At 63.9% G+C, this 19416-nt stretch carries 15 protein-coding genes and 1 pseudogene; 8 read left to right on the top strand and 8 right to left on the bottom strand.

Annotated features, from left to right (window positions below):
• Positions 1-54: 54 nt before the first annotated feature.
• The 5 genes from chvE to E3T27_RS06965 all read right to left on the bottom strand — a co-directional run bounded on the left by chvE (position 55) and on the right by E3T27_RS06965 (position 6507).
• Positions 55-1179 carry a multiple monosaccharide ABC transporter substrate-binding protein gene (gene chvE / locus E3T27_RS06945; protein WP_277612394.1) on the bottom strand — a complete coding sequence of 375 codons (1125 nt, stop codon included), beginning with the start codon at positions 1177-1179 and terminating at the stop codon, positions 55-57.
• A gap of 69 nt (positions 1180-1248) precedes the next feature.
• The gene (araA, locus tag E3T27_RS06950) at positions 1249-2766 is read right to left on the bottom strand and encodes an L-arabinose isomerase (protein ID WP_134572044.1); all 1518 of its coding nucleotides are present in this window, start codon (positions 2764-2766) and stop codon (positions 1249-1251) included.
• On the bottom strand, positions 2766-3476 hold the full coding sequence (locus E3T27_RS06955) for an L-ribulose-5-phosphate 4-epimerase (protein WP_104196804.1): 711 nt from the start codon (positions 3474-3476) through the stop codon (positions 2766-2768). The genes araA and E3T27_RS06955 overlap by 1 nt, the downstream gene beginning before the upstream one ends.
• On the bottom strand, positions 3473-5230 hold the full coding sequence (gene araB, locus E3T27_RS06960; protein WP_241992160.1) for a ribulokinase: 1758 nt from the start codon (positions 5228-5230) through the stop codon (positions 3473-3475). The genes E3T27_RS06955 and araB overlap by 4 nt, the downstream gene beginning before the upstream one ends.
• A gap of 248 nt (positions 5231-5478) precedes the next feature.
• Positions 5479-6507 carry a LacI family DNA-binding transcriptional regulator gene (locus E3T27_RS06965; protein ID WP_134572046.1) on the bottom strand — a complete coding sequence of 343 codons (1029 nt, stop codon included), beginning with the start codon at positions 6505-6507 and terminating at the stop codon, positions 5479-5481.
• A gap of 146 nt (positions 6508-6653) precedes the next feature.
• On the opposite strand from E3T27_RS06965, the pseudogene E3T27_RS06970 reads away from it, so the two are divergent.
• The 6 genes and pseudogenes from E3T27_RS06970 to arfA all read left to right on the top strand — a co-directional run.
• A pseudogene (locus tag E3T27_RS06970) lies at positions 6654-7103 on the top strand (aldose epimerase family protein); the annotation flags it as partial.
• Positions 7104-7169: 66 nt separating this feature from the next.
• On the top strand, positions 7170-8186 hold the full coding sequence (locus E3T27_RS06975; RefSeq protein WP_134572047.1) for a LacI family DNA-binding transcriptional regulator: 1017 nt from the start codon (positions 7170-7172) through the stop codon (positions 8184-8186).
• Positions 8187-8275: 89 nt separating this feature from the next.
• The gene (locus E3T27_RS06980) at positions 8276-9622 is read left to right on the top strand and encodes an extracellular solute-binding protein (RefSeq protein WP_104196809.1); all 1347 of its coding nucleotides are present in this window, start codon (positions 8276-8278) and stop codon (positions 9620-9622) included.
• 76 nt (positions 9623-9698) lie between these two features.
• On the top strand, positions 9699-10643 hold the full coding sequence (locus tag E3T27_RS06985; protein ID WP_104196810.1) for a carbohydrate ABC transporter permease: 945 nt from the start codon (positions 9699-9701) through the stop codon (positions 10641-10643).
• A complete protein-coding gene (locus E3T27_RS06990; RefSeq protein ID WP_134572048.1) occupies positions 10640-11539 on the top strand; it encodes a carbohydrate ABC transporter permease in 900 nt (299 codons plus the stop codon). The genes E3T27_RS06985 and E3T27_RS06990 overlap by 4 nt, the downstream gene beginning before the upstream one ends.
• 48 nt (positions 11540-11587) lie before the next feature.
• Positions 11588-13123, top strand: a complete 1536-nt coding sequence (gene arfA / locus E3T27_RS06995; RefSeq protein ID WP_134572049.1) for an arabinosylfuranosidase ArfA — start codon at positions 11588-11590, stop codon at positions 13121-13123.
• Positions 13124-13187: 64 nt separating this feature from the next.
• On the opposite strand, the gene E3T27_RS07000 is transcribed toward arfA, so the two are convergent.
• Positions 13188-14339: a cystathionine gamma-synthase gene (locus E3T27_RS07000; protein WP_134572050.1), complete on the bottom strand. Its 1152-nt coding sequence runs from the start codon at positions 14337-14339 to the stop codon at positions 13188-13190.
• A gap of 24 nt (positions 14340-14363) precedes the next feature.
• Complete coding sequence (locus tag E3T27_RS07005) at positions 14364-15728, bottom strand: cystathionine beta-synthase (RefSeq protein ID WP_134572051.1); 1365 nt, start codon at positions 15726-15728, stop codon at positions 14364-14366.
• A 258-nt stretch (positions 15729-15986) separates the two neighbouring features.
• Between E3T27_RS07005 and E3T27_RS07010 the strand changes: the two genes are divergently transcribed.
• The gene (locus E3T27_RS07010; RefSeq protein ID WP_134572052.1) at positions 15987-16667 is read left to right on the top strand and encodes a DUF3105 domain-containing protein; all 681 of its coding nucleotides are present in this window, start codon (positions 15987-15989) and stop codon (positions 16665-16667) included.
• Positions 16668-16680: 13 nt separating this feature from the next.
• The gene (locus tag E3T27_RS07015; RefSeq protein WP_134572053.1) at positions 16681-17385 is read left to right on the top strand and encodes a DUF305 domain-containing protein; all 705 of its coding nucleotides are present in this window, start codon (positions 16681-16683) and stop codon (positions 17383-17385) included.
• Between the two features lie 101 nt (positions 17386-17486).
• Here E3T27_RS07015 and E3T27_RS07020 read toward each other — a convergent pair whose 3' ends face one another.
• A complete protein-coding gene (locus E3T27_RS07020; RefSeq protein WP_420898046.1) occupies positions 17487-19406 on the bottom strand; it encodes an ABC transporter ATP-binding protein in 1920 nt (639 codons plus the stop codon).
• Positions 19407-19416 lie beyond the last annotated feature (10 nt).

Raw genomic sequence — 19416 nt, forward strand, 5'->3', positions numbered from 1 at the left:
ACTACCCCACCGACCGTTGTGCAGAGTTTGAAACAGGGTGGAACGGGGTGGAAATTAGCCCTTGATATCGGCTTCGGTCCAGTAGCCAGAGTCGATAAGCAGGGCCGGGATGTTGTCTTTGACCACGATCGCCGATTCGAGAAGGAACGACGGAACGACCTTCACTCCGTTGTCGTAGTCCTTGGTGTTGTTGATCTCTGGTTCTTCGCCGTTGAGCAGGGCGACGGCCATGTCCACGGCCACAGCTGCGAGTTCGCGGGTGTCCTTGAAGATGGTGCCGTACTGCTCACCCGAGTTGATCGCCTTCACCGAGTCGATCTCGGCGTCCTGGCCGGAGATGACGGGCCAGCCGTCTCCCACGGTGTAGCCCGAGCCCTCGAGTGCCGAGATGATGCCACGGGAGATACCGTCGTATGGGGACAGGATGGCGTTGACCACGGTGCCGTCCGAGTACTGAGCGGTGAGAAGGTCCTCCATCCGAGCCTGAGCTTCTTCTCCAGCCCAGCGCAGGGTTGCAACCTGCTCGATGTCGGTCTGGTTGCTCTTGACCACGAGCACGCCGTCGTCGATCAGCGGCTGAAAGACATCCATGGCACCGTTGAAGAAGAAGAAAGCGTTGTTGTCATCGAGCGAACCGGCGAACAGCTCCAGGTTGAACGGACCAGCGGGCGCGCCCTCAATGGCAGTGCCGTCGAGTTCGACGAGGCCAAGGCCGTTCAGAACCGACCAGGCCTGCTGCTGTCCGACCTTGAAGTTGTCGAAGGATGCGTAGTAGTCGACGTTCTCGGTGTCGCGAATGAGTCGGTCGTAGGCGATTACCGGAATGTCTGCATCAGCAGCATCCTGCAGCACGCTGGTGAGGGTCGTACCGTCGATCGAGGCCACGATCAGGGCTTCCGCTCCCTTGGTGATCATGTTTTCAATTTGCGAAACCTGCATGGGGATGTCGTCCTCGGCATACTGCAGGTCGACGGTGAATCCCTGTTCTTCCAGCTGGCTCTTCACGGCGTTGCCGTCCGCGATCCAACGTTCGGAACTCTTTGTCGGCATGGCCACGCCGATCAGGCCCTTGTCGCCGCTGCCGGCGGTACCGGCGGAGCCGCCACCCGAGGAGCAGGCTGCCATCGATACCACGAGGGCACCCGCGGCCACGACGGCGAAGAATACGTTCTTTTTCACTGTGTTTCCTTTCGATCTTTATCGTCTTTGATGTGAATTGCAGAATGTGAATTGCAGAATGTGAAACGGTTACATGCCTTGCGCCAGTCGGTAGTAGGACTGATTCCAACGCACTTCGCGGCTAAAATCGCGCAGGGTGGTGGTCTTATCGATCACGAGCAGCTCGGTGCGAGCGATCTCGGCGAAATCGTGGAACACCTCGATACCGACGGATGTCGACATCACGGTGTGGTGGGCGGCGCCGGCGGTCAGCCAGGCGGCCGCGGAGGTGGCGAAGTCGGGTTCGGGGCGCCAGACTGCGCGCCCCACGGGCAGCTTCGGGAGGGCCTGAGTCGGCTCGACAACCTGGACGACGTTCGCGACCAGACGGAAGCGGTCGCGCATGTCGCTCATGGCTACGACCACGGCAGGCCCGGCATCCGCCGTGAACACCAGGCGCACGGGGTCTTCCCGGCCCCCGATGCCGAGCGGGTGGATCTCCAGGCTCGCCCTGGCCGATGAGAGTGCCGGGTTCACCTCGAGCATGTGGGCCCCGAGGATGAGCTCCGCCCCCGGCGTGAGGTCGTAGGTGTAGTCCTCCATCAGGCTGGCACCGCCGGGCAGGCCAGCACCCATAACATTGGCGACACGCACCAGCACGGCGGTCTTCCAGTCGCCCTCCGCTCCGAAACCGTAACCCTGCGCCATCAGGCGCTGCACGGCCAGCCCAGGCAGTTGTCGCAGCGCGCCCAGGTCTTCGAAACTCGTCGTGAACGCGCCAAATCCGCCTTCTTCGAGAAAAGACAGCAGGCCGAGTTCCTGCGCGGCACCGTAGCGAAGCGACGCATGGCGGTCCCCGCCAACGCGCAGCTCGGGTGCCACGTCATACAGCTCTGCATATTCAGCCACGAGCGCATCGATCTCGGCGTCGGAGACGGAGTCGACGACCTCGGCCAGTTCGTTGACGGGCCAGGTATTGACCTGCACTCCGAAGCGCAACTCGGCCTCGGTTTTATCACCCTCGGTCACGGCCACGTAACGCATGTTGTCGCCGAACCGGGCAAGTTTCATGCTGCGGCTCGCGGCCCAGCCCGCAGCTGCACGGGTCCAGGATCCGATACTGCCCGACACGGCCGGGTTCGACACGTGACCGACAACGGTCTTCCGGGTCACACCGAGGCGCGTCTGAATATAGCCGAACTCCCGGTCACCGTGGGCTGCCTGGTTGAGGTTCATGAAGTCGAAGTCGATCTCAGCCCAGGGCAGTTCCACATTTGCCTGTGTGTGCAGGTGCAACAGCGGCTTGGTGAGCGCGTCGAGGCCGGCAATCCACATCTTCGCCGGTGAGAAGGTGTGCATCCAGGCGATGAGGCCGATCACGGAGTCGTCGGCGTTCGCGTCGAGGGCGGCGCGGCGGATGGACTCGGAGCCCGTCAGCACGGGCTTCCAGACGATCTTCACCGGGACATCACTCGACGCACCGAGGGCCCGGGCGATTTCCTGGCTCTGCTCAGCTACCTGGCGGAGGGTTTCTTCACCATAGAGGTTCTGGCTTCCGGTGAGGAACCAGACCTCGACGTGATCGAGGGTGGTGTTGAGGGCAGCCATTACTGAAGTTCTCCTTGGGGCGCTTGTCCGTAGACGTTCTGGTACCGGTCGAACAGGGAATCAACTACCGACTGCGGAATAGCGACGAGCGGCCCACCCGTACGGGCCAGGTGCACGGTGCGAGCGACATCTTCGACCATGACAGCGGCCTTCACCGCGTCGCGAGCGTCGCTGCCAATCGTGAACGGGCCATGGTTCGCCATCAGCACCGCGCGGGAGCGATGCCCGGTCAGGGTCTCCACGATGCCCCGCCCGATGGAGTCGTCACCGATAATGGCGAACGGGCCCACCGGCACCGGGCCACCGAATTCGTCGGCCATCGCCGTGATCACACACGGAATCGCTTCGCTTCGCGCGGCCCACGCTGTGGCGTAGGTGGAGTGCGTGTGCACGACGCCGCCGACGTCCGGCATGTGCCGGTACACGTACGCGTGGGCGGCGGTGTCGCTTGAGGGGGAACGATCACTTCCCGGTGTGCCGAGAATGACCTGTCCGTCGAGGTCGCACAGGATCATGTTCTCGGGCGCCAGGTCGGCGTAGTCGACACCGCTGGGCTTGATCACGAACAGGTCGGCTCCTGGCACCCGACCAGAGACGTTGCCGCCGGTCCAGACGACGAGGGCGTTCCTGACGAGCTCGCCGTGGAGCAGGGCGATGTCGGCCCGCACGCGGGCGATCGCGACCTCGATCTGAGGCCCGAAGGTGCTCATGAGAGCACCGGCAGGTTTGCGGGGGCCGTGGCATCCGCTGCAGCAGCTGTAGCAGCTGTAGCAGCTGTAGCAGCTGTAGCAGCTGCGTTACGCTTCAACGCCTTCAGCCGGTGCATCACATCGTTCTCGCCGCGACCGAAGTAGTCGTGCAGCTGCGTGTACTCCGCATAGAGCAGGTCATAAGCGGATGCCGCCGCCTCGTTCGGCAGGTACACGTTCTTATTGAGCTTGCCCATCTTCTCGCCAGCGGCACGCACGTCGGGGTAGGCCCCCGCCGCGACGGCGGCGTGGATTGCGGAGCCGAGAGCCGGGCCCTGGTCGCTTGCGATGGTCGAGATCGGCAAACGCAGGATGTCGCTGTAGGTCTGCATCAGGAACGCGTTCTGCAGCAGTCCGCCCGCTACGATGAATTCGGTGACCGGCACGCCGGAGTCCTGGAAGGTCTCGACAATGGTGCGGGTGCCGAAGGCCGTCGCCTCCAGGAGGGCACGGTAGACCTCTTCCGTGCGGGTCGTGAGCGTCATACCCACGACCAGGCCGGACAGTTCGTGGTCGACCAGTACCGAGCGGTTACCACTGTGCCAGTCGAGTGCGACGAGCCCGTGCCCGCCGACAGGCTGATCCTTGGCCAGGTCGGTCAGGTACTGGTGCACGCTCTGGCCGGCCGCTGCCGCCTCGTCGTGGTACCGCGCGGGAACCTGGGTACGCACGTACCAGGCGAAAATGTCCCCCACGCCACTCTGGCCGGCCTCGTAGCCATAGAGCCCGCTGACAATGCCGCCGTCAACGACGCCGCACATGCCGGGAACCTCGGCGAGGCGGTCGGAGTTCATGACGTGGCAGGTACTGGTGCCCATGATGGCGACCATCTGGCCGGGATTCACGGCCTGCGCTGCCGGGGCAGTCACGTGCGCGTCCACATTGCCCACGGCCACCGCAATACCTTCCGGCAGACCGGTCCACGCGGCGGCAACGGCCGTGAGGGTGCCAGCGGATGCGCCGAGCTGGCCAATCCGGTGCGCCACCTTGTCCACGGCAAACCGGGCAAAAGCAGGATTCAATGCGCCCAGAAACTCTTCGCTCGGATACGCACCATCCTGCAGGATCCCTTTGTAACCGGCCGTGCAGGCATTGCGCACGTACTCGCCGGTGAGCTGCCAGACGATCCAGTCCGCCGCTTCGACCCAGCGGTCCATTCGGGCGTACAGCTCGGGGTCTTCCTCCAGCAGCTGCAGACCCTTCGCGAATTCCCACTCGCTCGAGATGAGGCCCCCGTAACGCGGCAGCCACTTCTCGCCGCGCTCGAAGGCGAGATCGTTGATGCGGTCAGCCTGCGACTGGGCCGCGTGGTGCTTCCACAGCTTCACGTAGGCGTGCGGGCGGGCCGTATATTCGGGCAACTCGCACAGAGGGGTGCCATCACTGATCACCGGCACCATCGTGCAGGCCGTGAAATCGGTGCCGATGCCGATAACGCGGGTGGGGTCAATTCCCGCGTTACGAACAGCGGCGGGAACGGCGCTCTGAAGCACGGCGACGTAATCCTGGGGTACCTGCAGAGCCCACTCGGGCGGCAAAGAGGTCGCGGTCGCTGTGAGCGTCGTGTCCATCACGGCGTGCGGGTAATCAAGAACAGCAGAGCCCAGTTCGACGCCATCCGATACACGAACGACAACGGCCCGGCCCGAGAGGGTGCCGTAGTCGACGCCGATCACGTACGATTCGTGCTCGCCGGACACCTGCTCACTACTCACGAATGTGACTCCCTTGTCGATGGCCGTGCAGTGTTCGATCCCGTTCCCGGTGTGCTCTGATGTTCCGACGATGGCGACTCGTCGCCGGTGCCGGTTGAGGCTGTCTCAGGAAATGTGACCGTTCACATCTAGGTTTTTATAGTACCGGTAGACAGGATTCGCATGTCAAGTACGCGACGTTACGTTTCCGTAACGGAGATATTCGTCCGGAAGTGAACGCGAAACCTGCCCAGGGCACGAGCTTGGCCTCAGAACGACGGAGCCGCCGTGGACGAACGAACGATCAGCTCGGGAACGAGCGTGTCGGGATGCACTGCGCCTTCTCCCGCGATCTCGGACAGCAAGACGGCGATGCACCGTCGTCCCAGCTCGGCGAAGTCTTGCCGCACCGTCGTCAGGGGCGGCCAGAAGTGTGCAGCTTCCGGGATGTCGTCGAAGCCCACAATGCTCACGTCGCCCGGGATGCTCAATCCCTCGTCGTGCAGAGCGTGCATAAGCCCGAGCGCCATCTGATCGTTGGAGGAGAATATCGCGGTGAAGTCACGCACTCGCAGCAGTTCCCGACCGACCTGGTAGCCGAAGTTGGCGGTCCAGTCGCCGAGAATGGGAGCCGTGGTGGGAACGTCCCTGGCTCCCATTTCTACCAGGAACCCGTGCATCCGGGCTTCGGCTTCGATCCAATTCTGTGGGCCCGCCAGATGAAAGATGCGGCGGTGACCCAGTTGGATGAGGTGGCGGGTGGCCAACCGTGCTCCGGCTATCTGGTCGACGAAAAGCGTGCGGTTCCCGCGGTTGCCGCGGTTGCCGTCGGATTGCAGCGTCACAAATGGCACGTCGATCGACAACCGCTGCAGAACGGCGAAGACGCGTTCCTGCGGGGCGATCACGACAATGCCCTCAACGCCCTGGTTCAGCAGGTGATCGAGGGCGCCCTGGATAGATTCGGGTTTGTCCCCGGCGATATTCGCAATATTCACGAGGTATCCGGCGTCACGGCCGGCGTCCTGAATCGCCGCGATACTGCTCGCCGGGCCGTATTCGGCACTCGAGGCTGACAGCACCCCGATGGTGCGCGAACGCCCCCGCGAGAGGTCTCGGGCAGCCCTGTTCGGGCGGTAGTTCAAGTCCTTCATAGCCTGCACGACGCGAGCCCTGGTGGAATCCCGAATGCTCGGGTGGTCGTTGAGCACCCGAGACACGGTCTGGTAGGAGACCTCGGCGACGCGCGCGACATCACGGATGCTCGGCGCGCGCGCCTTGGGTACTTCAATCGACACGACAAGACCCTGCTGAGATGTGAGCGGTCACAATTGTGATCCACTCTCATTATGCCCCGACCTCCGCCGGATGTGACAGTCACAATCGTGCAGTCGTGCGCCATTCGCCGCGCGGATCCGCCGGTTGAGGAACCGGACCGCACCCCTACCTGGTCGCTGGCCCTGGTCGCGTCGACGACTGGACCCTGCAGCTCCCCGCCGGCGAAGTGATGACCGTCACCGAAGATCGCCTCACGCCCGCCGGCATCCGACGCGTTGAAACTGAATCGAATGGGGCCTACGACTTTCGGACGCCGCGACCCATTGCCGGGACGGCGATCGATCACGCCTTCACCGCTCTCGTGCGGGATGGTTCGGATACCGTGACGGTCCGACTGCTTGATCCCTCCGGCTCCGGGGTCGCGATGACCTGGGGCACCGACTGCCCGTGGGTGCAGATTCACACCGCAGACCTTCCCGACCCGGCGCAATCACGGCGTGGGCTTGCCGTAGAACCCATGACCTGCCCACCGGACGCCTTCAACTCCACGATCGACCTGATCTCTATCCGGCCCGGCGAGACGTCCAAGGCGTCGTGGAGCATCAGTGCGCTCTAGCCACGATTCAGCCTGAACCGCCTGACCAAACGAGGGGTCGCATCGCGTTTGGGTTAGCCTTCAGCTATGCGCCCAACGGTCAAAGACGTCGCGGCCCTCGCGGGCGTATCGCCCAAGACCGTGTCAAACGTCATGAACGGCGTGGTGTTCGTCGCGCCGGAAACCCGGAGCCGAGTCGAATCGGCGATCACCGAGCTCGCTTATGTTCCCAACCTGAGCGCCCGCGGGCTCCGGAACGGCCGCACGGGGGTCATCGCTCTTGCCATGCCGGACCTGGGCACTCCATACTCGGCAGAGATGTCGCATTTTTTCGTGGAAGTGGCGCACGAACAGGGCTGGGGCGTGCAGTTCGAGGAAACGTCCGAACGCCCGGGCCGCGCGCTCAGCCTCGTATCGCGGGCCAGGGCGCACCTCGTCGACGGCGTCATCCTGAACCCGATCACCATTCAGGAAAGCAAATTGGTTGACGATGGCTCTCTGCCGCCACTCGTCATGATCGGAGAAGTCGAGCAGCAGCGCAACGATCAGGTCTGGGTGGACAGCGTCGCCGCCGCGCGGGACATGACGAGGCACCTGATCGAGCTCGGGCATCGACGCATCGCGATCGTCGGATCCCCCGGCCCAGCCTTCCAGACCGCCACGGCCGACCTGCGCCAGCGCGGCTACCGGGAGGCACTCCGCGCCGCGGCCATCGATTCGGATCCCCTTCTGGAGATCTCCTGTCACGAGTGGTCGCCGCGAGCAGCTTCCGAGGCGGTGACCGAATTCTTAAGGGTGAACCCGGCGCCCGATGCGTTCTTCTGCTTCACCGATTCCATGGCCATCGGCACGATGAGCGCCCTGTGGACCGCGGGAATCCCGGTGCCGGGCGACGTGTCGGTCGCAGGGTTCGATGACATCGCCGACGGACAGTTCGCCACACCGCCGCTGACGACGGTGAGCTTTGACAAACGTGAATTCGCCGAGCGCGCGCTCGCACTTCTGGTGCAGCGCATGGGCAGCCCCGACGCGCCCCCAACCCGCGTGACGATCGCTCACACCGTTGTGGCCCGAGCAAGCACCCGCGTGCGAACACCAGCCTGAGGTTTCACTCCCCCGGTATCCGGGAAAAAACTTCTTGCTCTTTCATTACAACGATGTAATGCTGGGGCCACCTCACAAAGGAGTGATCAATGACACCAGCACGGGTACCGATCGGAAGCACCGGAGTGCTCACCCGTCGCAGCGTTCTCGCTGGCAGCGCGGCGCTTTTCGGGGGCGCCTTCCTGGCCACTGGCCTCAGTGGATGCGCCGCCACCGCTGGTCGATCCGGCGCGGAACAGTTGGCGTTTTGGCACCTGCTCACCGGCGGCGACGGCATCAAAATGGCGGGCCTCGTCGACGAGGCAAACGCCGACAACCCGGGCTTTCACGTGACGCAGACCGTGCTGACCTGGGGCACGCCGTACTATACGAAGCTCGCGATGGCCTCGGCCGGAGGCCGCGCTCCCGACGTAGCGGTCATGCACGCCTCGCGCCTCCCCGGCTACGCACCCGGGGGGCTGCTCGACCCCTGGGACCTGGACGTGCTGGCCCATTACGGCATCACCGAAGACAGCTTCCCGGCACCGATCTGGGAAGCATGCTTCAGCGGCGGCGAGTTGTTCTCCGTCGCGCTCGACGCGCATCCGTTCATCTTGATGTACAACACCGAGATCGCTGCCGCAGCCGGTGTGCTCGGCTCCGACGGCCAGCTGATCGACATCGACTCCCCCGAGCAGTTCGTGGACGTCGCCCGGAAGATGCAGGTCGTCACCGGCAAGCATGGATTGTCCTACGGCTATCTCGGCGACGGCGCACAGATGTGGCGTCTCTTTTACACTTTCTACAAGCAGCAGGGGGCCGACATGACCCTCACACCGGGCGAAAACGTCGAGGTCGACGAAGACGCCGCGGTCACGTCCCTCGAATTCATGCAGACCCTGCTCGACGACACAATCGCCACGGCGAGTGGCGACTATGCCACGGCCCTGGCCGAATTCGTCAACGGCGAGAGTGGGCTCTTCTTCAGTGGCGTCTGGGAGTTGCCCACCATGACGGCAGCCAACGTACCGATGGACGCGACGCCGATCCCCACACTCTTCGGCACTCCGGCCGTCTACGCAGACTCGCATACTTTTGTTCTGCCGCATCAGGACAACCCTGACCCTGCCAGGCGCGAGGAGGTTTACCTGTTCGTGTCGAACGTACTGAAGAACTCGATCAGCTGGGCACAGGCCGGCCATATTCCGGCCTACCTGCCCGTCGTCGACGGCCCCGGCTACGCCGAGCTGATCCCGCAGGCGCACTACGCGATGGCGGCGGAGAATCTGAATTACGACCCGCAGGCGTGGTTCACCGGTTCGGGTTCCGATTTTCAGAATTTCTTCGCGGAGAACGTGCAGTCCGTCCTGCTCAACAAGACGGATGCCAGAGCGGGCTTCCAGGGATTCGTGCGGCGCCTCAACGTGCTGCTGTCCAAGCCGAACCCGGTCCGATGATGAACACCGCGACCAACCCTGGTACCACCGAAACATCTATCCCTGACTCATCAACCGGGCAACGAGAGAGCCGATCATGACTGAGGTTGTCGCACCACCCCGCGCCGAGGTGTCCGTGCAGACCATCGCGAACGCAGCCCCGCGCATGCCCCGCTCTCGCCGGCGGGAAAACACGGTGGGCTGGGCTTTTCTCGCCCCGTTCGCCGTCGTGTTCGTCCTCTTCCTCGTGACGCCGCTGGCCTGGGGTTTCTATCTCAGCTTTACCGGGCAATCCCTCACCGGGGCCGGCGGAGGACTCGTCGGCTTCGCCAACTACTCCGAGGCGCTCGGCGACCCCGACATGTGGCGTTCCATGGGCAACACCCTGTGGTTTACCGTGCTGAGCACGGTGCCACTCGTGCTCGTCGCTCTCGCCATGGCGGTGCTCGTCAACCTCGGCCTCCCCGGCCAGTGGATCTGGCGGCTCGCTTTCTTCATGCCCTACCTGCTCGCCTCGAGTGTGGTCTCGCTGTTCTGGGTGTGGCTGTACAACCCCCAACTCGGACTCGTGAACGCCCTGACCGGACTCTTCGGGGCGACCCCGGTGGCGTGGCTACAGGACACCGACTGGGCCATGATCGCGATCGTGATCACCACAGTGTGGTGGACGGTGGGCTTCAATTTTCTGCTCTACCTCGCCGCCTTACAGAACATTCCCGAACAGCAATACGAGGCAGCCGCACTCGACGGCGCGGGCAAGTGGCGTCAGCTGTTCTTCATCACGATTCCCCAACTGGCACCCACGACCATGCTGATCGTCATCCTGCAGGTGCTCGCATCCCTCAAGGTCTTCGATCAGATCTATCAGATGACCGGCGGAGGTCCCGGTGGCGCCACCCGGTCAACGGTCGAGTACATATTCGAGGTCGGATTCACCGGCTACCGCTTCGGCTACTCGTCGGCGATTTCGTACATCTTCTTCGCCATCATCGTCATCGTGTCCATCGCGCAGTTCGTGTTCCGAAAGGGAGCCCGCTCATGACCGCTCAGCTGCTTGTCCCGTCCGACATCGTTGAGCGCGCGGTCTCATCACGCCGCCGGACGGTGCCCACAAGAACATCGGCGTCCTCCGTCGTCGCGTTCGCCATCCTCGCCGTGCTGGCTCTCGGCTGGCTGCTGCCCTTTGTCTGGGCGGTCGTCACGTCGCTGAAGACCGAGACGGATGCCGGCTCGACACCGGTGTCGTGGTTTCCGGAGAGCGGATTCACCATCGCGGCCTATCTCAAGGTGCTGGGCGAAGGAAACCTGCTCACCTGGACGGCCAACAGCCTCTTCACCACCGTGGCAATCACCGTGATCACCGTTGTCGTCTCGGCGCTGGCCGCCTACGCGTTCTCCCGCATCGATTTCAGCGGCCGCCGCTGGATTTTTGTGCTGGTTATCGCCTCGATCATCATCCCCCCTCAGGTTCTCATCATCCCGCTGTTCTACCAGATGCTCGCCCTCAACCTGGTGGACACCTACTGGGGCATCATCCTGCCCCAGGTCATCGCACCAGCCATGGTGTTCGTGCTGAAGAAATTCTTCGACCAGATTCCGATCGAGCTCGAAGACGCCGCACGGATGGACGGCGCGTCCCGGCTGCGCATCTTCTGGTCGATAGTGGTGCCGCTGTCCCGCCCCATCCTCGCGGCCGTATCGATCTTCGTCTTCATCGGGGCCTGGAACAATTTTCTGTGGCCATTCATCGTGACGAACAACTCCTTACTGATGACCCTTCCCGTAGGACTGCAGACGGTCAAGAGCGCCTACGGCGTGCAATACGCAGAAAACATGGCGATGGCGATCCTCGCCGCCCTGCCGCTCATTGTCGTGTTCCTCATCTTCCAGCGCCAGATCATCAAGGGCATCGCCACCACCGGGCTCGGCGGCCAGTAGGTCAGCACACCCGGTTCAGACTTCACTCGCACCATTGACAGGAGAATCATGACCAACGCTCGAATCACCCTCGTTCGCGACTTCACCCTCGGGGAGGTGCCCCGTCGCCTGTTTGGGTCCTTCGTCGAGCACATGGGGCGCTGTGTTTACACCGGAATCTTCGAGCCCGGGCATCCTGAGGCCGACGAGAAGGGCTTCCGCCAGGACGTTCTCAAACTCGTCAAGGAATTGGGCCCCACCGTCGTGCGCTACCCGGGTGGCAATTTCGTCTCGGGATATAACTGGGAGGACGGCGTCGGTCCCGTCGACAAGCGCCCGCGCCGGCTTGATGGGGCCTGGCACACCGTCGAGTCCAACGCCTTCGGCCTGCACGAATTCGTGGACTGGTCCAGACTCGCCGGGACCGAGATCATGGAGGCGGTCAATCTTGGCACCCGGGGGGTGGATGCTGCCCGTGAGCTTGTGGAATACTCCAACCACCCCGGCGGCACGTACCTCTCCGACCTGCGCAAGCAAAACGGCTCGGCCGAGCCGTTCGACATCAAGCTCTGGTGCCTCGGCAATGAGCTCGACGGCCCCTGGCAGATCGGGCACAAGACCGCGCACGAATACGGTCGGCTGGCTCAGGAAGCCGGCAAAGCCATGCGCTTCGTCGATCCAGACATCGAACTGGTTGCCGTTGGAAGTTCGCACTCCAGCATGCCCACCTTCGGCGAATGGGAGCACACCGTGCTCACGCACGCCTACGACGAGGTGGACTACGTGTCGCTGCACGCCTACTACCAGGAAGACGACGGTGACGTGAAGAGTTTTCTCGCCACGGCAGTCGACATGGACTATTTCATCGAATCCGTCGTGTCAACGGTGGATGCCGTTCGTGCAGCCGGCAAGCACAGCAAGCACGTCAATCTTTCCTTCGATGAGTGGAACGTCTGGTACCAACGCGGCCTCGACACCGACGACCAGCCGCATAATGTCTCGAAGGGCTGGCGCGAGCATCCGCGTCTCATCGAAGATGCCTACAACGTGACAGATGCCATCGTCGTCGGGACACTACTGAACTCACTCCTGCGCCATGGCGACCGCGTGAAAATCGCCAATCAGGCCCAGCTCGTGAACGTGATCGCGCCGATTCGCAGTGAAGAAAACGGGCCGGCCTGGCGCCAGTCCATCTTCTGGCCCTTCGCCAGAATGGCGGAGCTGGCCCGTGGGCAGATCCTTCGGGCCAGCGTCGACTCAGACAAGTACGAATCCGCCAAGTTTGGCGACGTAGATGTCGTCGACGTGAGCGCAACCTGGGACGAAGACAACGGCCGGGTAGCTCTGTTCGTCGCCAATCGCGGCCTTGACGAGCCTGCCGACGTGGACGTGTCCCTGTCTGGTTTCGTGGTCGGACGCGTGAGTCGAGCTGAGGTACTGCGTGTGCCAAACGGCAAGGACAGGTTTGCCACCAACACCCTCGAGGGCGGCGAACAGGTGGGGCTGTCCCCGCTGACCGGGGTGACCGTGACCGGCAGCCGTCTCCGGTTCACGCTCCCCGCGCTGTGCTGGGCTGTCATCGAGGTCGAGGTCACCCGGGCCTAGTCGGTGCAAACCACGGGATGGCTGAGCTCGCCATCCCGCGGTCGCGCCCGGCCACGCGGCCCCGCTATCCGCGGGGCAGGGCGCTCGCGAGATCGGCGATGAGGTCATCGACGTCTTCGATGCCGACCGAGAGGCGCACGATGTTGTCGGGCACCTCGAGTTCGGTGCCGCGGACGGAGGCATGCGTCATCTCCGAGGGGTAGTTCACGAGAGATTCGACCCCGCCGAGCGATTCGGCAAGCTGGAACAGGTGCATCGACTCGGCGAACAGGCGCGCAGCAGCGGCTCCGCCGGCGAACGCGACGGAGATCATGCCGCCAAAGCCGGACATCTGCTTTGCGGCCAACTCGTGGCCGGGGTGGCCGGGCAGCCCCGGGTAGAAAACCTGCTCGATCGCCGGATGTCCATCGAGATACTCGGCAATGGCCTGCGCGTTTTTGCAATGGCGCTCCATGCGCACCGAGAGCGTCTTGATGCCGCGCACGGTGAGCCAGGCGTCGAGCGGAGCCGACACGGGGCCGGCCGCGAACTGCAGAAACTGGGCCTTCTCGTAAAGCTCGTCGTCGTTGATGATGAGCGCGCCACCGAGTACGTCCGAGTGGCCGCCGAGATATTTCGTGGTCGAGTGCACGACCACGTCAGCGCCAAAGTCAAGCGGATGCTGCAGGGCCGGTGACGCAAAAGTGTTGTCGACGATCGCGACTATGCCGTGCCGGTGCGCGATCTCGGCGAGCGCCGCAATGTCGCTGATCTTCATGAGCGGATTGCTCGGCGTCTCAACCCAGAGGATCTTCGTTTCCGGACGGATGGCCGCTTCGACCGCCGTGAGGTCGCTCATCTCGACCGTGGTGTTCTGCACACTCCACGCGGCGTGCACCTTGTTGATGAGGCGGTGGGTTCCGCCGTAGACGTCGTTGCCGAGCACGACGTGGTCGCCGGGCTGGAGAATGGCGCGCAGGATGGTGTCTTCCGCGGCGAGTCCGCTCGCAAATGACAAGCCGTGCTTGCCGCCCTCCAGGGCTGCGAGTAGCGTTTCGAGCACGGTGCGGGTGGGATTGCCGCCACGACTGTACTCATACCCGCCACGCAGGTTGCCGATGCCGTCCTGAACGTAGGTCGAGGTCTGGTAGATCGGCGGAATGACTGCGCCGGTGGTCGGGTCGAACGCCTGACCGGCGTGGATGGCGATCGTGTCGAAGTTCTGGTTATTGGCCATTGTGGGCTCCCTCTGTGAAAAAGATCAGACGCTCAGGTAGCTGAGCAGGTCATGCCGGGTGATGACGCCGAGCGGTTTGCCGCCGTCGGTCACCAGCAGCGCGTCGTGGTCTGCGAAGGCGGCGCGGGCGGCTGCCACCGGCTCGTTGACCCCGATCAGCGGCAATGCATCACCAACGATTGAGCCGACTCGATCGGTGAGCTTCGCGTCGCCGGAGAAGACGAGGCCCATGAGGGCACGCTCATCAACCGCGCCGAGTACCTCACCCATGACGACGGGCGGTTTGGCGCTCAACACCAGCAGCTGGGACACTCCCTGGCTCGTCATGGTCTCGATCGCATCGTGCACGGTGTCACTTGGATGCACGTACACCAGGGCTGGCAGGCGCCCGGTCTTCGATTCCAGCAAATGAGCGACCGTGTGACCGGCCGGAGCGTTGCTGAAACCGTAGCTGCGCATCCACCCGTCGTTGAAGATTTTGCCGAGGTAGCCGCGCCCGCCGTCGGGCAGCAGCACGACGATCGTGTCGTCGGGCCCGAGGTTCTCGGCCGCGCGCAGGGCTGCGACAACGGCCATGCCGCTCGAACCGCCGACGAGGATTCCTTCTTCGAGGGCGAGTCGGCGGGTCATGGCGAAGGAATCTGCGTCGGAGACGGCGATGACCTCGTGCACGACCGTTGGATCGTAGGCGCCAGGCCAGAAATCCTCGCCGACACCCTCGACCAGGTAGGGCCGACCGGTGCCGCCGGAGTAGACCGAGCCTTCCGGGTCCGCTCCGATGATGCGCACGGCGTCGTTCGAGACCTCGCGCAGGTAGCGGCCGGTTCCGGTGATGGTGCCGCCGGTGCCGACGCCGGCGACGAAATGGGTGACGGTTCCGTCGGTGTCGCGCCAGATCTCGGGGCCGGTGGTCTCATAGTGGCTGAGCGGGCCGTTCGGGTTGAAGTACTGGTTGGGCTTGAAGGCACCGGGAATGTCCCGGGCCAGCCGGTCGGAGACGCTGTAGTACGACTGGGGGTCCTCCGGTGAAACGGATGTCGGCGTCACGACGATCTCGGCGCCGTAGGCCGTGAGCACGTTGCGCTTGTCTTCGCCGACCTTGTCGGGCAGTACGAACACACACTTATAACCGCGCTGCTGCGCCACCAAAGCAAGACCGACGCCGGTATTGCCGGACGTCGGTTCGACGATCGTGCCGCCGGGCTTCAACAGGCCGTCTCGCTCGGCGGCATCGATGATGCGCACCGCGATGCGGTCCTTCGCCGACCCGCCCGGATTGAGGTACTCGAGTTTCACAAGCACCGTCGCGGTCAATCCGTCGGTGACCTTGTGCAGTTTGACCAGCGGGGTGTCACCGATGAGGTCAAGAACGGTGTCTGCGATCTTCATGGAAATTCCTTCTGTCGGGCTGCGCGCCAGATGGCAGGCGCGGCCTCGGGGTTGCTCACCGATTCAGCGCTGACCGGCGCGTTCGCACGAAATCGACTAGCGGCCGCAGCAACACGACGATAAGCGGTCGCCCCTCCACTCTAACGGGCGGCGAGATCCGGTCACCAGCCTGAGAAATAACCGTGAGAGCGGCACCGGGGGAAGCTACAGGGACGACTGGTACGTTCAGGTAGAAGAAGCTCCCATAGAGAGGCCGTCGTGACCCCCCAGCCCGGTTCCCCCGTCAATAAAGCGTCAATCAAGGAAGAACGCACCGCGAAGCGTGCGAAAAAGCTGGAGCAGTACCATCGCCAGCAAAAGCGCGGCAAGCGTAATCGTCTGATTGGCATTATCGGCGGCGCTGTGGCGATCGTCGCGATCATCGCCCTGATCGTGACCGCGTTCGTGCTCACGCCGAAGGCCGCCAACTATGCCGGCGGCGGCGCAGGCGATGCGTCGACGATCGACGGTGTCGAGACTTTCACGAACACAGCCGGCCACGTCGAGACCGCCGTCACCTACGAGCAGACGCCGCCCGCCGGCGGCCAGCACGCTCAGGCTTGGCTCAATTGCGGCGTGTACGACCAGGCAGTTCCGAACGAGAACGCCGTGCACGCACTCGAACACGGTGCCATCTGGGTCACCTACGATCCGTCCATCTCCGACGCTGAGCTCGATCTGCTGAAGACGGAACTACCCTCCAGCTACGTTGTGCTGTCGCCCTTCGAAGGGATTCCCGCACCGATCGTGCTGAGCGGCTGGAATTCACAGCTGCAGGTTGACAATGCTGACGACCCGCGCATCGCCGAATACTTAACCGAATTCTGGAAGAGCACCAACGTTCCAGAAGACGGCGCCCCCTGCTCCGGTGGGATCGACGCACCCGGCAAAGTTTCATAAACCGCGCTAACCCGTGACTTCTGATCACTCACAGCCCACAGCGGATGCCCACCCACCGCGCCAACGCCGCTCCGTGTTGCGCGCCATCACCGTCACTGTTGTGGTCACGGCGCTCGTTGTCGGCGCTGCGGCCTTTTCGGCGGGGCGCCTGAGCACGCTTACCGACGCCACGCCCGACACGACAAGTGCCGAGGCTGGCTTTGCCAGGGACATGCAGGAACACCACAATCAGGGCGTTGAACTCGCCCTGATTGTTCGCGATCGTACCGACGACGCGCCCGTGCGGCTACTCGCCTACGACATTGCCACGACGCAGGCCAAGCAAAGCGGGCAGATGTCGGGCTGGCTCGCTGTCTGGGGGCTGCCGCAATTTGCTCCCGAACCATCAATGACCTGGATGACCCGGCCCGGCCTGTCCGGCACCACTCACGATTCGTCTCACTCGGCCAGCGCCGGCGCAAGCCACGTCGCCGGAGAACCGATGCCCGGACTCGCGACCCCGGCGCAGATTGCCGCACTCACCGCGGCATCCGGTGTGGAAGCGGAGAGGCAGTTTCTCGTCATCATGATCGCCCACCACCGGGGTGCGATCGAGATGGCCGATGCCGTTCTGGACCGCAGCACGAACGCGACCGTGCAGGCCTTCGCTACCTCGGTGGTGTTGAGCCAGGAATCTGAGATCGAACTGATGACCGGCATGCTCGCCGAACGTTCGTAGCCCGCGCCGTCCCGGGCCCACCTTGTGAACGCGGGCCCAGTTTATAAACTGGGCCCGCGGACGGGGCCCGGGCCCCGTCCGTGACAGTCCCGTGGGGGCAGTCAGGGGGCGGGGGCGTCAGCGGGGAGGGGGCTCGCGGTGATTTGGCGGTCGTAGAGGCTCGCGTAGACGGCGCCGCGGGCGAGCAGTTCGGCGTGGGTGCCGCGCTCCACGATGCGCCCGGCGTCGACGACGAAGATCACATCGGCGTCGACGATCGTCGAGAGGCGGTGCGCGATTGCAATAGTGGTGCGACCATGACTCGCGGTGTCGAGCGCGGCCTGCACCACGCTCTCCGAGATGGAATCGAGCGCGCTCGTGGCCTCGTCGAGGATGAGCACCGGCGGGTCTTTCAGTAAGACGCGTGCGATGGCGATGCGCTGCTTCTCACCGCCGGACAGCCGGTAGCCGCGCTCCCCCACCATGGTGTCGTACTTCTCCGGAAAGGAGTCGATCGTGTCGTGAATGTTGGCGGCGCGGGCGGCCGCGATGAGCTCAGAATCCGTGGCCTCTGGTTTGGCATAGCGCAGGTTCTCGGCGATGGTGGCGTGGAACAGGTAGGTCTCCTGGCTCACGATGCCGATATGGGAGACGAGCGACTCCTGTTGCAGGTCGCGCACATCAAGGCCGGAGAACAGCACACGGCCGGCCGCGGCTTCGTAGAAACGCGGAATCAGGTACGAGACGGTGGTTTTGCCGGCCCCGGACGGCCCCACAAAAGCGGCGAACTGCCCCGGCTCGATTGTCAAGGACACGTCGTCGAGGGTCGGGCGCGCGTCACCGCGAGCGTCCGGGTAGGCAAATTGCACCCGGTCGAACTCCACCCGGCCGCGAGCCGCCCCGGCCGACGGCACCAGGGCGGCGCCGGGCTTGTCGCTTATCGCCGGCTTCAGGTCGAGGTATTCGAAGATGCGCGCGAACAGCGCTGACGAGGTTTGCAGGTCGAGGGCGACCCGCATGAGGCCGAGCAGCGGAAAGATCAGTCGAGCCTGCACCGTGGTGAACGCCACGATGGTGCCGGGCGTGACTTCCGTGGTGCCGTTGAAGATGAGCGCCCCGGCCACAAGGTAGACGATCGCAGGAATGGCCGACAGGAACACGCTCACCGTGGCGAAGAACCACTGGCCGCTCATCTGCTGGCTCACCTGCAGGCGCACCTGGTTGCGGTTCTCTTCGGCGTAGCGTTCGATCTCGTTCTGCTGTCGGGTGAAGCTCTTTGAGAGCAGAATGCCGGACACGCTCAGGGTCTCCTGTGTGATGGCGGTCATATCCGACAGCGATTCCTGCGTCTTACCGGCAATGCGTGCCCGCACCTGCCCGACGCGGCGCTGGGCGAACACCAGAGTGGGCATCAGTACCACGGCCACGATGGTCAGCTGCCAGTTCAGCAGCAGCATCGCCACGAAGGCGGCGATCACGGTGACCGTGTTGCCGAGGATGCTCGAGATGGTGTTGGTCAGCACCGTCGCGACGCCGCCGACGTCGTTTTGCAACCGCGACTGAATCACGCCGGTCTTGGTTTTGGTGAAGAAGCTCAGCTCCATCGCCTGCAGGTGGGTGAACAGCCTTACGCGCAGGGCGCCCATGACTTTGTTGCCCACCGTGGCCGTCAGCCAGGTCTGCCAGACGCCGAGCAGCGCATTGACCAGAAAAACACCGAGCATGAGCGCCACCAGCACCCCGAGCACCGACAGGTTGGGAGTGTCGCCTGGCGGAAAAAGACCGTCGTCAAAGGCGCGTTGGGTGAGGAGCGGCGGCACCACCGAGAGGGCGGCGCTGACCAGAACGAGCACGACGGTAACGATGAGGGTGTTGCGGTGCGGCGAAAACAGCGCGAAGACACGATGCAACAGGTGCGGGATGCGCGGTGCCTCGGCGTTCTCGGCCCGCTGCGCCGCAGCATCCGCCCCGCTCACCCGGCCGCGTTTCATAGCGACGGCTGGCCGCGACCCGAAGCTTCCCGACCCGTGCGCTGAACTCATATCCTCATTT

This window comes from Cryobacterium lyxosi (assembly GCF_004403345.1).
Lineage (GTDB): Bacteria > Actinomycetota > Actinomycetes > Actinomycetales > Microbacteriaceae > Cryobacterium > Cryobacterium lyxosi.